The following is a 15,995-nucleotide window of genomic DNA, read 5'->3' on the forward strand; positions in this document are numbered from 1 at the left end:
CAAATGACAGGCAGAGTGAATATAAGGGAGTTAATCTTAGGAATACTATTAGAAATAAACAAAGAGGGGCAGTACAGTCACATTGCCATACGCGGCACGCTGGATAAATACCAGTATCTGGAGAAGACAGAACGGGCATTCATCACCAGAGTATGTGAGGGAACCCAGGAGAACCAGATACGGATTGATTATATCATCAATTACTTCTCAAAAGTGAAGGTGGAGAAGATGAAACCTCTGATCCGGGAGCTTCTGCGAAGCAGTGTATACCAGCTTATTTATATGGACAACGTTCCGGACAGCGCGGTATGCAACGAGGCGGTTAAGCTGGCAAGAAAAAAGGGATTTTACAATCTGACAGGATTTGTGAACGGGGTTCTCAGGGGAATTGCCAGAGATTACAAAAAAATCCCCTTTCCGGGCAGGGAGAATAAGGTGGAGTACCTTTCTGTGACCTACTCCATGCCTGTGTGGCTGGTCGTTCGTTTTATGGACCAGTTCGGGTTTGAGAATACGGAGAAAATGCTTCAGGCCTCCATGGAAGAACGCCCGGTGACCGTCCGTATAAAAGAATATCTCACGGACCGGGAGCAGGTGATACAGAGCCTTAAAAAAGAGGGCGTGAAGGTGGAGAAAGCGCCCTATGCAGACAATGCCTATTATTTGAGCGGTTATGATTATCTGCCTGCGCTGACTGCCTTCCGCATGGGAAATATCCAGGTGCAGGATGTAAGCTCCATGCTGGCCGGTGAGGCAGCCAATCCGCAGAAAGGCAGTTTTGTCATTGACCTTTGTGCAGCTCCTGGAGGAAAGTCCCTCTGCGTGGCAGATAAAATGCGGGGAACCGGTATGGTGGATTCCAGGGATGTAAGTGAGAAGAAAGCGGACCTGATCCGTGAAAACGTGGAGCGTATGGGCATGGCTAACATCAGTGTCTCAGTACACGACGCTACCGTGTTTGACCATGAGTCTGTGGAAAAAGCTGACCTTGTCCTGGCAGATGTTCCGTGTTCAGGTCTGGGTGTTATGGGAAAAAAGACGGACATCAAGTACAAGATCACGCCGGGAAAGCAGGAGGAGCTTGTGGAGCTTCAGCGGAAGATTCTGGAACAGGCAGCCTGCTATGTAAAACCCGGCGGTATACTTCTGTACAGCACCTGCACAGTATGCAGGGAGGAGAATCTGGAAAATGTGCTCTGGTTTACCAGGGAGTACCCGTATAAACTGGAGAGTATCGATGATTTTCTCTGCGAGGAATTGAGAAGCGAAACTACAAAACAAGGATATTTACAGCTTCTGCCGGGAGTCCATAAGTGTGACGGATTCTTTTTGGCAAGGCTTAGAAGGATAGAGTAGAATGGAACCAACAGATATAAAGTCTCAGTCCCTGGAAGAATTGAAAAAGACTGTGGAAGCTCTGGGAGAAAAACCATTCCGGGCAAAACAGCTCTATGAGTGGATGCATGTAAAACTGGCCAAGAGCTTTGAGGAGATGACAAACCTTTCCATGACGTTCCGCGGGAAATTAAAGGAGTCCTGTATTCTCACCACGCTTACGGCTCTGGATGTGCAGACATCTAAGATAGACGGCACACAGAAATACCTTTTTGCTCTCCATGACGGCAATGTGGTGGAAAGTGTGCTCATGCGGTATAAGCATGGGAACAGTGTATGTATCTCCTCACAGGTGGGGTGTAAGATGGGCTGCAGATTCTGTGCCTCCACCATAGGCGGATGGACCAGGAACCTGACGCCTGCAGAGATGCTGGAGCAGGTATACCGGATTCAGGAAACCAGCGGCGAGCGGGTGTCCAATGTGGTGGTCATGGGTACCGGTGAACCTCTTGACAATTATGATACCCTGCTTCGCTTTATACATATGATAAGCGATGAAAACGGTCTTCATATCAGTCAGAGAAACATTACAGTCTCCACCTGCGGGCTCGTACCCAAGATGGAGGCGCTGGCAGATGAAAAACTGCAGATCACACTGGCTTTATCGCTCCACGCGTCCAGCCAGGAGAAGCGGGAAGCTCTTATGCCCATCGCTAAAAAATATACCATCACACAGGTGCTGAACGCCTGCAGGAATTACTATGAAAAGACCGGGCGGCGCATCACATTTGAATACGCTTTGGTGGGCGGCGAGAACGATTCCCAGGAGGATGCAAGGCGCCTGGCACAGCTGCTCAAAGGCCTGAACTGTCATGTGAATCTCATACCTGTGAACCCCATAAAAGAGCGCAGTTACGTCCGTTCTGATAAAAAAGTTATCGGGAATTTTCAAAATAAACTTGAAAAATACCAAATTAATGTTACTATTAGAAGAGAAATGGGCCGGGATATCGATGGGGCCTGTGGACAATTAAGAAAAAGTTATATCGATAAGAAAGAGGATTCGTAGGATGAAGTCATATTCTATCACGGATGTGGGACAGAAGCGGACAGTGAATCAGGATTTCGTATTCACGTCTGAGACCCCTGTGGGCAATCTGCCAAACCTCTTCGTAGTTGCGGACGGCATGGGCGGACACAAGGCAGGAGATTTCGCTTCCAGTTATGCGGTAGAGGTTCTGCTCTCTACCATCCGGGAAGATGAGAACAGCAATCCGGTGAAGATCATACGGGCTGCTATTGAGAATGCCAACACCCAGCTTCTTAGAGAAGCATCGGACAATGAGACTATGAGCGGTATGGGTACCACCATGGTGCTGGTGACCATTGTAGGACATTATGCATATGTGGCCAACGTGGGAGACAGCAGGCTGTATCTGGTTGATGAAAATAAGATATCGCAGATTACCAAAGACCATTCCCTTGTGGAGGAGATGGTCCGCATGGGAGAGATATCCAGGGATGATGCAAGAAATCACCCGGATAAAAATATTATTACCAGGGCACTTGGAGCAGGAAGAGATGTGGATGTGGATTTCTTTGACATTCGTCTTACTCCGGGTGATATTTTGCTGCTGTGCTCAGACGGCCTTTCCAATATGGTGCCGGACGAGGATATCAGGCAGGTGATACGGACCAGCGAAACGCTGGAGGAGACTGGCCGCAGGCTTGTTTCCATGGCAAACGACAACGGAGGCAGAGATAATATAGCAGTAGTTCTGGTAGAACCAGAAACAAAAGAGGTGGAAGTATGTTAAATGTGGGAGTTATCGTAGGAGAGCGGTATGAGATTGCCGGCAGAGTAGGCTCCGGCGGTATGGCCGATGTCTACAAGGCAAAGGATCATAAATTAAACCGTTTTGTGGCCATGAAAGTTCTGAAGCCGGAGTTCAGCGCTGACACGAACTTCATTAAAAAGTTTCAGAGGGAGGCGCAGGCCGCTGCAGGTCTCGCCCATCCCAATATTGTAAATGTATTTGACGTAGGAGAGGACCAGGGAATTAACTACATTGTTATGGAACTGGTGGAAGGCATTACATTAAAAGAATACATCTCCAAAAAAGGAAAACTGACTGTAAAAGAGGCAACCAGCATCGCCATTCAGGTGGCAATGGGACTGGAAGCTGCTCACAACAGAAATATCGTGCACCGGGATATCAAGCCCCAGAACATCATTATTTCTACAGACGGCAAGGTAAAGGTCACAGACTTTGGTATTGCCAGGGCAGCGTCCTCCAATACCATCAGCACCAACGCCATGGGTTCTGTACATTACAGTTCACCGGAGCAGGTGCGCGGCGGCTACAGTGATTACAAGAGTGACATCTATTCCCTGGGCATCACCATGTATGAGATGGTGACAGGCAAGGTTCCCTTTGACGGGGATACCACAGTGGCAATCGCCATCAAACATCTGCAGGATGAGATGCTTCCTCCGTCTGAGTTTGTGCCGGAGCTTCCCCACAGCCTGGAGGAGATCATTCTGAAATGTACACAGAAAAGCCCGGACAGACGTTACAGCACCCTTGCGGAGCTGATCAACGACCTGAAGCATTCCCTGATCGATCCCAACGGAAGCTTTGTCAATCTGGCACCTCTGAGCAATCACGCACAGACTGTGGTCATTTCACCGGATGAGATGAAAGAGATCAAGAATGCGGCCTATGCGCCGTCCGGTTCCAATTCCAGCCGCTACAATGACGAGGATGAGGATGATGACGACGACTACGGTTATGATGACGACGATGATGACGAGGATGAGGATGATGATAACGGCAAAGGAATCAGCACAAAGCTGGAGAAGGCCATGACCATCGGCGGACTGATCGTGGGAGCTATTATCATCTGTATTCTGGTTTACTTCATTGTGTTCGCATCGGGCGGGCTGAAGTTTAACAATAAAGATAAAGACAATGATAAAAAAGTTGAAAATACAGGCGGCACAGATAAAGAAAGCACCGAAAAAGTGGAGGTTCCTGACCTGACCGGCAGCACCCCGGATGAGGCGCGGACAGCCCTTAATAACCTGAAGCTTGGTTACAAAAAAGGCGGCGAGGAGCCGTCCGATACTGTGGAAGCAGGTAAGATCGTCCGCCAGGAGACAGAGGCTGGATCAAAAGTGGATCCTCATACAGAAATCGTATGCTATATCAGCACAGGAACCCAGGAGGTGGAAATCCCTGACCTGGAAAATGAGACCCAGACCTCCGCAGAGGCAACGTTAAAGGAACTGGGACTGCTGACACAGATCAGCAAGGCAAACAGCAGTTCTGTGAGCATTGGAAATGTCATATCCACAGATCCCGCTGCAGGAACATCTGTAAAGACAGGCACCACAGTCACCCTGACCATCAGTACCGGTGAAGGGGATACGGCTGCAAGGGTACCGGATGTGCGCGGATGGGCAGAGGAAGATGCTAAAAGTGCAATCTCAGAGGCAGGTCTCGTACCTGTAGTACAGACCGGTTCTGACCAGACTGTGGACGTAGGTGAAGTATATGACCAGAGTATTGCTGCGGGAACGAGAGTGGACTCAGGTACAACAGTCACCATATATGTGAGAAGCCAAGATGCCGCCGGTGAAACACCTGCAGATGAAGGTGGAACCTGGAAAGCAGAAGGCCAGGCGCTTGGACAGCCGGCAAGCTACCAAGGCGGTAAAGTCAAAATAGAGCTGGTCCAGACAGATGACCAGGGGAATACCTACTCTGACCAGTCCATGGAAGTGGAAAATCCGGAGTTCCCGCTGTCTATCAGCGACCTGACGGGACGTCCGGGAATCGCAACCGGCACGGTAGGCCTCTATGAGTGGATTGGTGACAGCTATCAGATCATCGACCAGTACGATGTAACATTCCAGAAGGTAGATTAATGCAGGGAAAGATTATTAAAGGAATTTCCGGATTCTACTACGTAAAAGTAGCAGAATCCGGAATTTATGAATGTAAGGCAAAAGGAATATTCCGAAAAGAAAAAATAAAACCCCTTGTGGGTGACAATGTGGAGATTGAGGTCCTGAATGAAGAGGAAAAGCTGGGAAATGTGGTGGATATCCTTCCCAGAAAGAATGAGTTGATCCGCCCGGCAGTTGCCAATGTGGATCAGGCGCTGGTGATATTTGCCGCCAGGGAGCCGAAACCCAATTTCTCTTTGCTGGACCGCTTTTTGGTTATTATGGAACGTCAGGAGATTCCCGTGGTCATCTGTTTTAACAAGCAGGACCTGGCTGACGCTGAGGAAGCAGGCAGGATGCAGGAAATCTATACTTCCTGTGGTTATCAGGTTCTGCTCACAAGTGCCGCCCAGGGGGAAGGCACGGAGGCGCTCAGAAATATCCTGAGAGGAAAGACCACGACCGTGGCGGGTCCTTCCGGAGTGGGGAAATCCTCTCTCACCAATCTTCTGCAGCAGGAAGTGGTGATGGAGACAGGAGAGATCAGTAAAAAGCTGGGAAGAGGACGCCATACTACAAGACATTCCCAGATCATTGAGGTGGAGCCTGACACGTACCTTCTGGATACGCCGGGATTTACTTCTTTTTATGTGGAAGATATGGATAAGGAAGAGCTGCGCCATTATTTCCGGGAATTTATAAAATACGAGGGAACCTGCCGGTTCCAGGGCTGCACCCATACCCATGAACCCGGATGCAGCGTAAAAGCAGCACTTGAGGCGGGAGAAATCCCGAAAGAACGATATGAAAGTTATCTGGAGCTTTACCGGGAGCTTGCAGACAAGAGGAGGTATTGAGATGAGATATGAACTATCACCGTCCATTCTGGCAGCGGATTTTGCGTGTCTGGGGGAACAGATAAGCAGGGTGGAGCAGGCCGGGGTAAAATGGCTGCACATTGATGTGATGGACGGCAGCTTTGTGCCCAGTATTTCCCTGGGAATGCCTGTCATCACATCCATCAGAAAAAAGAGCAGTATGTTCTTTGATGTCCATCTGATGGTGCAGGACCCGGAGCGTTATATTGAGGACTTCAAAAAGGCAGGTGCAGATATGCTCACTGTACATGCCGAGGCATGTACTCATCTGGACAGGACGCTTAACTGTATCCGGGAGGCTGGTATGAAGGCAGGTGTTGCCCTGAATCCTGCAACACCCCTTGTGATGGTGGAGCAGGTGCTGGAGCTGGTGGACATGGTCCTTCTTATGACTGTGAATCCTGGGTTTGGCGGACAGAAATACATTCCCTACTCCGGTGACAAGATCAGAAGACTGAGGAGAATGCTGGATGAGAGAGGTCTGGATACGGATATTGAAGTGGACGGAGGCATTTCCGCCAACACCATTGACCGGGTCCTGGAGGCAGGCGCCAATATTCTGGTAGCCGGCTCAGCCGTGTTCGGCGGGGATATTGAGGCAAATATCAAGGTTCTGACCAATCATATAGAAGAATTCAGGAACAGGCAGTAATAAACACGTTCTGAGAGAGGGACAGGAAATATGGACACAATACTTTTGTGCGGCGGGCATATGGATGATGCGTTTGTACTCGGCTGCATAGAGAACATCGGCCCGGACTGCATCATCGGCATTGACAGAGGGCTGGAATTCTGTTACAGGAACCGGATCGTTCCCCAGTATATCCTGGGCGATTTTGACAGTATCAGTCCGGAGGTGATCAACTGGTACAGAAGCCGGAAGGAAATCCCCATCCGGGAATACAAACCGGAGAAGGATGCCACAGATACCCGTATGGGAATGGAACTGGCAATGGAGCTTGGCAGTGATCGGATTTTCCTGTTTGGAGCTACCGGCGGCCGCCTGGACCATTATATGGGGAATCTGCAGTCTCTGATCGTTCCGGCAAAGGAAGAAAAAGAAGCCTGGATCCTGGATGAGCAGAATGCCATCACCGTGCTTTTCGGCAGCAGAATGATCAAAAAAGAGTGTGCTTTCGGCAAATATATCTCTTTTTTTTCCATGGGAGATGAAGTGCGCGGAATCACTCTTTCCGGGTTTAAATACCCCCTGAAAGAGTATGATATGACAAATTTCGACGGAATCGGTGTGAGCAACGAGCTGGCCGAAGATACAGCATTAGTGGAATTTCGACAGGGATTTCTGCTGATGGTCATGTCAAAAGACAGGTAGAAAGAACGAAAAAAGTCGATATTTTTTTAATAGATGTCGAATAACAAGGCGGGTCAAAGGCTTGATTCGCCTTTTTAGGTGTGTTAGAATGAGGTCATGTGAAGGAATACAGAAGAAAAGAGGACATAAAAATGAAGTTAGGAATTGTCGGTTTACCGAATGTAGGGAAGAGTACCCTTTTTAACTCTCTGACAAAAGCTGGGGCGGAATCAGCAAACTATCCGTTCTGTACTATAGATCCCAATGTGGGCATTGTGGCTGTGCCGGATGAGCGATTGAAACTCTTAGGGGATTTTTATCATTCCAAAAAAGTGACGCCGGCGGTGATTGAATTTGTGGATATCGCAGGACTTGTGAAGGGGGCTTCCAAAGGTGAGGGCCTTGGAAACCAGTTCCTTGCCAATATCCGGGAGGTGGATGCCATTGTACACGTTGTAAGATGCTTTGAAGATGAAAATGTAGTACATGTTGACGGAAGTATTGACCCGCTGCGCGACATTGAAACCATTAATCTGGAACTGATATTCTCGGATCTGGAGATCTTGGAGAGAAGGACTGCTAAAACAACAAAGTCTGCCCGTATGGATAAAGAGGCAGCAAAAGAGCTGGAACTCTTAAAGAGACTGAAAGCTCACCTGGAGGACGGAAAACCGGCCTCCACATTTGAACCCGATAACGAGGATGAGGAAGGGTTTATGAAAGAGTATAACCTCCTCACCGGAAAACCGGTTATCTATGCGGCCAATGTATCCGAAGATGACCTGGCAGACGATGCGGTCTCCAATCCTCATGTACAAAAGGTAAGGGAATATGCAGAAGAAACAGGAAGTGAAGTATTCGCCCTGTGCGCTCAGATAGAGCAGGAAATCGCGGAGCTGGATGATGATGAGAAGAAGGAATTCCTGGAGGATCTGGGAATAGAGAAGTCAGGGTTGGAGAAACTGATAGTAGCCAGCTACAGGCTGCTTGGACTTCTTAGCTTCCTCACATCCGGTGAAGATGAGACGAGAGCATGGACCATAAAAGTAGGAACAAAAGCGCCGCAGGCGGCAGGAAAAATACACACGGATTTCGAACGAGGCTTTATCAAAGCTGAGGTTGTGAATTACAGGGATCTGCTTGACTGTGGTTCCTATGCGGGAGCCAGGGAAAAAGGACTGGTCCGCATGGAAGGAAAAGACTACGTTGTGCAGGACGGCGATGTGATTTTATTCCGCTTTAACGTTTAAAGGAGGCTTACTTATATGGATATGTCCATTCGCTTTCCGCACCTGGGGATCACGCTTCCCCATGTGGGAAAAACAATAACGGTCTTTGGCTTTGATATTGCCTATTACGGAATGGTTATCGCACTGGCTATGATCGTTGGGATCTCCATTGCCATGAAAGAGGCGAAGCGCACAGGACAAAATCCGGACACTTATCTGGATATGCTAATGATTACCATGGTAACTTCTGTAATAGGGGCGAGAGCTTATTATGTCATCTTTAGCTGGGAAGACTATAAAGACGACCTGTTACAGATTTTCAATACCAGAAACGGCGGACTGGCAATTTACGGGGGGATCATAGTCGGTGCTGTTACGGTCTACGTCTTTGGCAGATTAAAGAAGATGAACTTTCCTCAGGTGGCGGACACGGTATGTATGGGGCTTGTTGCCGGCCAGATCATCGGACGGTGGGGCAACTTTTTCAACAGGGAGGCTTTCGGAGGTTACACGGACAGCTTTCTTGCCATGCAGCTGCCGGTCTCCGCGGTGCGGAAGGGTGAGATCACATCTGCTATGTGGGACCATCTGGTAACGATAGGCGGTGTGGAATACATCCAGGTCCATCCCACATTCCTCTATGAGGGAGTGTGGAACCTGGGAGTCCTGCTGTTCCTGTTCTGGTTCCGGAAAAAGAAAAAATTCCAGGGAGAACTGTTTTTATGCTACCTGGCAGGTTACGGAGCCGGAAGGCTTTGGATAGAAGGACTTCGTACGGATCAGCTTTTGATTCCGGGGATAGGAATTCCGGTATCACAGGTGTTATCCGCCGTTCTCGTGGTATGTTCCCTTATGCTTATCGTACACAACAGGAGGAAGAGGCAAAAAGAACAAGGAGTGTAGCGATGAGAGATAAAGAGTTAGAAATACGAATAGAAGACGCACGGCAGAGACTGGACAGAGCAATCACAGAAAAACGAGGCATGCAGACCATTATGGGACTCAGCCTGGTATTGGACCGTTTGATAGAAGAACATATTTGTATAGACCAGAAAAACGCAGAACTTGTGGGTTGATCCCACCACCTCTGCCATATATTGGAAACTCTTGAAAAGAATCGGCAAAATGGCGTAAAATCCTTGATTTTACGCCATTTTTCGATTCTTTTAATATTTCTAAAGAATATATGTTCCCCTTGCTTTTTTCCCGGTTGTGTTATAGAATGGGCATGTAAGTGGTAGAAAGTGGTGAAAAGTGGTGGCAAATGGGGAGCTAGTGGCAGAAGCGCCCGTTGTCCCATGGAGGGTGCGAAGGGGAGACTCGCATCTTCACGAAAGAAGGTGACATTCATATGTTCATGGGAGAGTATAGTCATACGATCGACGCAAAAGGAAGGCTGATCATTCCGGCTAAGTTCCGCGATGAATTAGGCGAGGATTTTGTGCTGACAAAAGGTCTGGACGGTTGTCTGTCTATCTACCCAAACAATGAATGGAAGGATTTCGAAGAAAAGCTGAAAGCTTTACCGCTTAATGATAAAAATGCAAGGGCCTTCGTACGTTTTTTTGTTTCCAGTGCAACACAGTGTGAACTGGACAAGCAGGGGAGAATTCTCGTACCGGTAACGCTGCGGGAGTTTGCTGGTCTGTCGAAGGACGTAGTGCTCACAGGAAACCTCACCAGGATTGAAATCTGGAGCAAAGAAAAATGGATGGAGAACAGCAATTGTGAAGATATGGATGCCATCGCAGAAGGGATGCAGGCAATGGGTATCTTAATATAATTGCAGGAAGGTCGAGGAAACTATGGAATTTAAACACAAATCCGTATTGTTAGAAGAGACGATCCGGAATCTGAAGGTAAAACCGGATGGGATTTATGTTGACGGAACGTTAGGAGGCGGCGGCCACGCCTATGAGGTGTGCCGGCAATTATCTGCCAAGGGGAGCTTGATAGGTATAGATCAAGACGAAGCTGCAATCGAGGCTGCGGGTGAACGGTTACAGGAATTTGGAGACAGAGTTACGATTATCCGCAGCAACTATTGCAACATGAAAAAAGAACTGCAGAAAATAGGGATTTCGTCTGTGGACGGGATCGTGCTGGATTTGGGTGTTTCGTCCTACCAGCTCGACAACGCTGAGCGTGGGTTTACCTACAGGGAGGACGTGCCCTTAGATATGCGTATGGACCGAAGAGGAAGCCGTACCGCAAGAGATATTGTAAATACTTATACTGAAAACGAACTGTATCGTGTACTCCGGGACTATGGGGAAGAAAAATTCGCTAAGAAGATTGCCAGAAATATCTGTACGGCCAGGAGTGAGAAGCCTATAGAGACCACCGGAGAACTGATTGAACTTATAAAACAGTCCATTCCCATGAAAATGAGAGCAGTGGGTGGACATCCTGCGAAAAAAACATTTCAGGCAATTCGTATCGAGCTGAATCAGGAGTTGGAAGTCTTGAGAAATTCCCTGGATGATATGATTGAACTATTAAATGACGGCGGACGTATCTGCATTATCACGTTCCATTCTTTAGAAGACCGCATTGTGAAGACTATATTCAGAAGGAATGAGAACCCATGCACATGTCCGCCGGATTTTCCGGTCTGTGTTTGTGGAAAGACGTCGATGGGGAGAGTCATAACCAGGAAACCAATACTTCCGGATGAGGAGGAGATTGCTGTAAATAAGCGTTCCAAGAGCGCAAAGCTGCGTGTCTTTGAACGGACCAGAAATGAATAGGCGGAGAAATCTGAATCGGGGTTGATTTCATGAAAAAAGTATCCGGGAGTGAGGGATATGACAGCAGAAAAGTAAATAGAGGCACCGGGTATTATGTGGATGGGAACACGGTCCGCCGTGTTGAGGAAGTACCCCAGCGTAAAAAAAAGCAGGTAAGTACAGCCGCACAGAAGAACAGAGCCAGAAACATGCAGATGAGCAAAGGGTATGTTATGTTTTTGGCAGTGATGTGTGTGGCTGTCTTGTTTGCATGCGTACATTTTCTGAAACTGAAATCCGAACTGACAGAGCAGAAGAGCCAGCTTACCGCAGAAGAACTCAAATACAGCCAGTTAAAGGCTGAAAACGACGCGTACTACAGTGAGACCATTTCCAGTGTGGACCTGGATGCCATCAGAAAAAAAGCCATTGAAGAGCTGGGAATGAAATTTCCCACTGAGGATCAGATCAAGTATTATACACCGGGCGGCAGCAGCTATGTGAGACAGTATCAGGATGTGCCCGAAAAGTGACGGTACATAGGACAAAGCAGGTGATAGATTGAATAAACAGGAATCAAAGAAAAGAAAAATGACAGGCACCATGAAGAAAAAGCTGGCGGGATTGTTTGTGTTGATTCTGCTGGCTTTCGTATTTCTGGTTATCGGGATTACCATTATCAATGCCAAGAGTGGTGACAAATACACCAAACAGGTGCTGGCCCAGTCCCAGCAGCAGTACGACAGCACCACCATCCCCTACAAACGGGGAGATATTCTGGACAGAAGCGGAAATATCCTGGCTACCAGCATAAAGGTCTACAATGTGATCCTGGACTGCCAGGTGGTGAACTCCAATGAGAATTACAAAGAGCCCACAAAAAAAGCACTGTCCGAGTATCTGGGGATTGATGAGGATACGGTGGAAGATCTGCTCACCAGCGCGGAGACAAAAGAGAGCCCTTACCAGATCTTAAAGAAGCAGATCTCCATGGATGAAAAGAAGAATTTTGAAAAGATGACAGAAATTCCGGCGGATAAGAAGGAGGCAGAGGCACTCTCCGAGGAGGAAACAGTCCGCAGGAATAACACACAGGGCGTGTGGTTTGAGGAGGATTACAAGAGAACCTATCCCCTCAATGAGCTGGCCTGTGATGTGATAGGTTTTACTTATTCCGGGAACACCGCGGACTGGGGACTGGAGGGCTACTACAACAGCACCCTGAATGGCACAGACGGCAGAAAGATCGGTTATTTCAACGATGACGCTTCCCTGGAACAGAACATCATTGACCCGGTCAACGGAAACAGTCTGGTCACTACCCTGGATGTGAATATCCAGAGTGTGGTGGACAAATATATTGAGGCTTTTATGGAGAACCTGAAGGACGGCCCCAATACCGATTACCGCGGTGCCAAGAATATAGGTGTGATCGTGGCAAATCCCCAGAACGGGGAAATCCTGGCTATGGGCAGCAACGATCCCTATGACCTGAATGAACCAAGAGATCTCACCTCCCGGTATTCCGACAGTGAGCTCAAAGCCATGAATGATGAACAGACAAAAGAAGCCCTCTACAAAATGTGGAGGAATTACTGCATAACAGATGCCTACGAGCCGGGATCTGTGGTAAAGCCCATCACCGTGGCATCCGCTCTGGAGTCCGGCAGCATCACAGAGGAGGACACCTTTGTATGTGACGGCGGGGAACAGGTGGCAGACCGGTATATCAACTGCGCGGTCTATCCGGATTCCCATGGAACGGAGACCGTGGGGGAGGCCATCCAGAATTCCTGCAATGATGCCCTCATGGCCATCGGCCGGAAAATGGGGAAGGAGACTTTGCTTTCCTACCAGGATAAGTTTAATTTCGGGACAAGGACAGGGATTGACCTTCCGGGCGAGGGGACAGGAATCCTGTTCAGCCTGGACAACATGTTTGACACAGAACTTGCAACCACCACCTTTGGACAGGGATTTACCTGTACCATGATCCAGGAGGTTGCGGCGATCAGTGCCTGCATCAACGGCGGCACTTATTATCAGCCCCATCTGGTGAAAGAGATCAAGGACCAGGACAACAATACCATAAAGAGTATCAGCGGAAATGTCTTAAAGGAAGTGATTTCCCAGGAGGTCTCCGCGGATATCAGAAAATATATGGGAATGAGTGTGGAGAGCGGTACCAGCCAGACAGCAAAGATACCGGGTTACTCCATGGGAGGCAAGACCGGAACTGCTGAGAAGGTGCCCAGGGGGAATCATAAATACCTGGTATCCTTTGTGGGATTTGCCCCTCTTGATAATCCTGAGGTTGTGATCTATGTTGTGGTGGATGAGCCGAATGTGGAGGAACAGGCAAGCAGCACATATGCCCAGTATATTGCACAGGCGATCCTCTCAGAAATCTTTCCGTATCTGAACATATATCCGGACCAGGAGACAGACCAGAAGCTTCAGCTCTGGGATGAATTCACGGGAACCACAAGGATGGATGAGAGCGTCAACGGGGAGGACGGCAACGGCCCCTCCGGTGTAGTCATTGACGGCACGGAGAATCCGGATATGCCGGAACCGCCCCAGGATGATTCGGAAGAAGAAGGGATTGACAGCAACAATGCGGAGAGCGACGGCATTACCAATGAGGATGCCGGGTTCGACGAGGATGATATGGAAGAATAAGCGGGAATGCTGTACAGATGAGAAATCTGTGCAGCATTCCCTTCTTTTTTCCACAGGGCTTTGCATATATTTATAAGGATAAGCTGCAGGGGAACCGGGAATGAAGAAAAACAGAACATACCACAAGAAGAAAACCGTGATCGTATTTGCCGCCTGTGTGCTGATGCTTGCAGGGCTTATGGGCCGTATGGTCTATCTCATGGTGATAAAGTCTGACTACTATGCAAAGAAGGCGGAACAGCTCCACGAGAGAGAACGTGACATTAAGGCAGCCAGGGGCAGGATCATCGACGCAAAAGGGGAGATACTGGCCGACAACAAGGCAGTCTGTACCATATCTGTGATCCACAGCCAGGTAAAGGAACCGGATAAGATCATTGCCATGCTCCAAAAAGAGCTGGGGCTTTCCGAGGAGACTGCCAGAAAAAGAGTGGAGAAAGTTTCTTCCATTGAAAAGGTAAAGACCAATGTGGAGAAGGAGGTGGGAGACAGAATCCGGGAATACGGTCTTGCAGGGGTCAAGGTGGATGAGGATTTCAAGCGCTATTATCCATGCAATGAACTGGCCTCCAAGGTACTTGGGTTTACCGGTGGAGACAACCAGGGTATCATCGGGCTGGAGGTGTGGTATGATGATATCTTAAAAGGCATAGACGGCAAGATCCTCACCACCACGGATGCCAGGGGTGTGGAGATTGACGAGCTTGGGGAAAGCCGTGTGGAGCCGGTGGCGGGATATGACCTGCACATCAGTCTGGATAAAAACATTCAGATGTACGCTCAGCAGGCCGCGGAGAAGGTGATGGAGGAAAAGCAGGCGGATGCCGTCTCCATCCTGTTCATAAATCCCCAAAACGGGGAGATTTACGCGGACGTGAACGTACCGGAATTCAATCTGAATGAACCCTTTACCCTGAACACAGACGCAGATACTTCCGGTATGACGGATAAGGAGAAACAGGATGCCTGCAACCGGATGTGGAGAAATCTGACCATCAACGATACTTATGAGCCCGGTTCCACATTTAAGATCATCACCATGGCGGCAGGGCTTTCCGAGGGAGTGGTCAGCATGAATGACACCTTTTCCTGTCCGGGATTTAAAATCGTGGAGGACCGTAGGATCCATTGTCATAAAAGGACAGGACATGGCGCGGAAAACTTTGTACAGGGAGCGATGAATTCCTGCAACCCGGTATTTATCGAGGTGGGGCTGCGGCTTGGCGTGGATAATTACTATAAATATTTCAAGCAATTCGGACTCCTCAAAAAAACCGGGATTGACCTGCCCGGGGAGGCTGCAACCATCATGCATAAAAAATCAAACATCGGGCAGGTGGAGCTTGCAACTATTTCTTTCGGTCAGTCCTTCCAGATCACCCCCATCCAGCTCGCCACAACGGTAAGCTCCATCATCAACGGCGGCAGCCGGATCACCCCCCACTTTGGAGTGAAGGTGACAGATGAGGACGGAAATCTGGTGGAGACCCTTCAGTACCCTGTGGAGAAAGGGGTGGTGACAGAAGAGGTGTCCGGGGAAGTGCGCTACATCCTGGAAAAGGTAGTCTCTGAGGGGTCCGGCAAGAACGCGGCGATCGAGGGCAGGACCATAGGAGGCAAGACAGCCACGTCCCAGACACTGCCCAGAAGTGCCAACCGGTATATCTCCTCATTCCTGGGATTTACACCGGCTGAGACGCCACAGATACTGGGAATCTGCCTGATCCATGATCCTCAGGGGGTCTATTACGGAGGCACCATAGCAGCTCCTGTCATCCGGGATATCTATGAGAATATCCTCCCTTACATGGGGATTGAAGGTTGATAATTGATTATAAAAGCTTTATACTATAACCAGTATTGCCGACACAGGCATAT

At 48.8% G+C, this 15,995-nt stretch carries 15 protein-coding genes; all 15 read left to right on the forward strand.

The window, feature by feature from the left end:
• Positions 1–3: 3 nt before the first annotated feature.
• Positions 4–1,356: a 16S rRNA (cytosine(967)-C(5))-methyltransferase RsmB gene (gene rsmB / locus MUB35_RS24160; protein WP_033139072.1), complete on the forward strand. Its 1,353-nt coding sequence runs from the start codon at positions 4–6 to the stop codon at positions 1,354–1,356.
• A 1-nt stretch (position 1,357) separates the two neighbouring features.
• Positions 1,358–2,404: a 23S rRNA (adenine(2503)-C(2))-methyltransferase RlmN gene (gene rlmN, locus MUB35_RS24165; RefSeq protein WP_103731675.1), complete on the forward strand. Its 1,047-nt coding sequence runs from the start codon at positions 1,358–1,360 to the stop codon at positions 2,402–2,404.
• A gap of 1 nt (position 2,405) precedes the next feature.
• A complete protein-coding gene (locus MUB35_RS24170) occupies positions 2,406–3,152 on the forward strand; it encodes a Stp1/IreP family PP2C-type Ser/Thr phosphatase (RefSeq protein WP_033139070.1) in 747 nt (248 codons plus the stop codon).
• A complete protein-coding gene (gene pknB, locus MUB35_RS24175; RefSeq protein ID WP_244806969.1) occupies positions 3,146–5,266 on the forward strand; it encodes a Stk1 family PASTA domain-containing Ser/Thr kinase in 2,121 nt (706 codons plus the stop codon). Before MUB35_RS24170 ends, pknB begins: the two co-directional genes overlap by 7 nt.
• Positions 5,266–6,144 carry a ribosome small subunit-dependent GTPase A gene (gene rsgA, locus MUB35_RS24180; protein WP_033139068.1) on the forward strand — a complete coding sequence of 293 codons (879 nt, stop codon included), beginning with the start codon at positions 5,266–5,268 and terminating at the stop codon, positions 6,142–6,144. Before pknB ends, rsgA begins: the two co-directional genes overlap by 1 nt.
• Position 6,145: 1 nt before the next feature.
• On the forward strand, positions 6,146–6,817 hold the full coding sequence (gene rpe / locus MUB35_RS24185; protein ID WP_103731676.1) for a ribulose-phosphate 3-epimerase: 672 nt from the start codon (positions 6,146–6,148) through the stop codon (positions 6,815–6,817).
• Positions 6,818–6,847: 30 nt separating this feature from the next.
• Positions 6,848–7,498, forward strand: a complete 651-nt coding sequence (locus MUB35_RS24190; protein ID WP_033139066.1) for a thiamine diphosphokinase — start codon at positions 6,848–6,850, stop codon at positions 7,496–7,498.
• A gap of 131 nt (positions 7,499–7,629) precedes the next feature.
• Positions 7,630–8,727 (forward strand): redox-regulated ATPase YchF, encoded by a 1,098-nt coding sequence (gene ychF, locus MUB35_RS24195; protein WP_033139082.1) that lies wholly within the window; start codon positions 7,630–7,632, stop codon positions 8,725–8,727.
• A gap of 15 nt (positions 8,728–8,742) precedes the next feature.
• Positions 8,743–9,609: a prolipoprotein diacylglyceryl transferase gene (lgt, locus tag MUB35_RS24200; protein ID WP_033139065.1), complete on the forward strand. Its 867-nt coding sequence runs from the start codon at positions 8,743–8,745 to the stop codon at positions 9,607–9,609.
• A 2-nt stretch (positions 9,610–9,611) separates the two neighbouring features.
• Positions 9,612–9,782 carry a Spo0E family sporulation regulatory protein-aspartic acid phosphatase gene (locus MUB35_RS24205; RefSeq protein ID WP_118593809.1) on the forward strand — a complete coding sequence of 57 codons (171 nt, stop codon included), beginning with the start codon at positions 9,612–9,614 and terminating at the stop codon, positions 9,780–9,782.
• Between the two features lie 275 nt (positions 9,783–10,057).
• Entirely contained in the window at positions 10,058–10,489 is a 432-nt protein-coding gene (gene mraZ / locus MUB35_RS24210; protein ID WP_033139064.1) for a division/cell wall cluster transcriptional repressor MraZ, read from the forward strand.
• A 22-nt stretch (positions 10,490–10,511) separates the two neighbouring features.
• Positions 10,512–11,456 carry a 16S rRNA (cytosine(1402)-N(4))-methyltransferase RsmH gene (gene rsmH / locus MUB35_RS24215; protein WP_033139063.1) on the forward strand — a complete coding sequence of 315 codons (945 nt, stop codon included), beginning with the start codon at positions 10,512–10,514 and terminating at the stop codon, positions 11,454–11,456.
• A gap of 29 nt (positions 11,457–11,485) precedes the next feature.
• Entirely contained in the window at positions 11,486–11,968 is a 483-nt protein-coding gene (locus tag MUB35_RS24220; protein WP_033139062.1) for a septum formation initiator family protein, read from the forward strand.
• Between the two features lie 28 nt (positions 11,969–11,996).
• On the forward strand, positions 11,997–14,117 hold the full coding sequence (locus MUB35_RS24225) for a peptidoglycan D,D-transpeptidase FtsI family protein (RefSeq protein ID WP_033139061.1): 2,121 nt from the start codon (positions 11,997–11,999) through the stop codon (positions 14,115–14,117).
• A gap of 100 nt (positions 14,118–14,217) precedes the next feature.
• The gene (locus tag MUB35_RS24230) at positions 14,218–15,942 is read left to right on the forward strand and encodes a peptidoglycan D,D-transpeptidase FtsI family protein (RefSeq protein ID WP_033139060.1); all 1,725 of its coding nucleotides are present in this window, start codon (positions 14,218–14,220) and stop codon (positions 15,940–15,942) included.
• Positions 15,943–15,995 lie beyond the last annotated feature (53 nt).

Origin of the sequence: Blautia sp. NSJ-175 (assembly GCF_022867815.1) — a bacterium.
Classification (GTDB): domain Bacteria; phylum Bacillota; class Clostridia; order Lachnospirales; family Lachnospiraceae; genus Blautia; species Blautia celeris.

Coding starts and splice junctions, on each gene's coding strand:
- ychF (WP_033139082.1), top strand. CDS start 7,630: ATGAAGTTAGGAATTGTCGGTTTACCGAATGTAGGGAAGAGTACCCTT.
- pknB (WP_244806969.1), top strand. CDS start 3,146: ATGTTAAATGTGGGAGTTATCGTAGGAGAGCGGTATGAGATTGCCGGC.
- mraZ (WP_033139064.1), top strand. CDS start 10,058: ATGTTCATGGGAGAGTATAGTCATACGATCGACGCAAAAGGAAGGCTG.
- rlmN (WP_103731675.1), top strand. CDS start 1,358: ATGGAACCAACAGATATAAAGTCTCAGTCCCTGGAAGAATTGAAAAAG.
- MUB35_RS24230 (WP_033139060.1), top strand. CDS start 14,218: ATGAAGAAAAACAGAACATACCACAAGAAGAAAACCGTGATCGTATTT.
- rsmB (WP_033139072.1), top strand. CDS start 4: ATGACAGGCAGAGTGAATATAAGGGAGTTAATCTTAGGAATACTATTA.
- MUB35_RS24170 (WP_033139070.1), top strand. CDS start 2,406: ATGAAGTCATATTCTATCACGGATGTGGGACAGAAGCGGACAGTGAAT.
- MUB35_RS24220 (WP_033139062.1), top strand. CDS start 11,486: ATGAAAAAAGTATCCGGGAGTGAGGGATATGACAGCAGAAAAGTAAAT.
- MUB35_RS24205 (WP_118593809.1), top strand. CDS start 9,612: ATGAGAGATAAAGAGTTAGAAATACGAATAGAAGACGCACGGCAGAGA.
- lgt (WP_033139065.1), top strand. CDS start 8,743: ATGGATATGTCCATTCGCTTTCCGCACCTGGGGATCACGCTTCCCCAT.
- rpe (WP_103731676.1), top strand. CDS start 6,146: ATGAGATATGAACTATCACCGTCCATTCTGGCAGCGGATTTTGCGTGT.
- MUB35_RS24190 (WP_033139066.1), top strand. CDS start 6,848: ATGGACACAATACTTTTGTGCGGCGGGCATATGGATGATGCGTTTGTA.
- rsmH (WP_033139063.1), top strand. CDS start 10,512: ATGGAATTTAAACACAAATCCGTATTGTTAGAAGAGACGATCCGGAAT.
- rsgA (WP_033139068.1), top strand. CDS start 5,266: ATGCAGGGAAAGATTATTAAAGGAATTTCCGGATTCTACTACGTAAAA.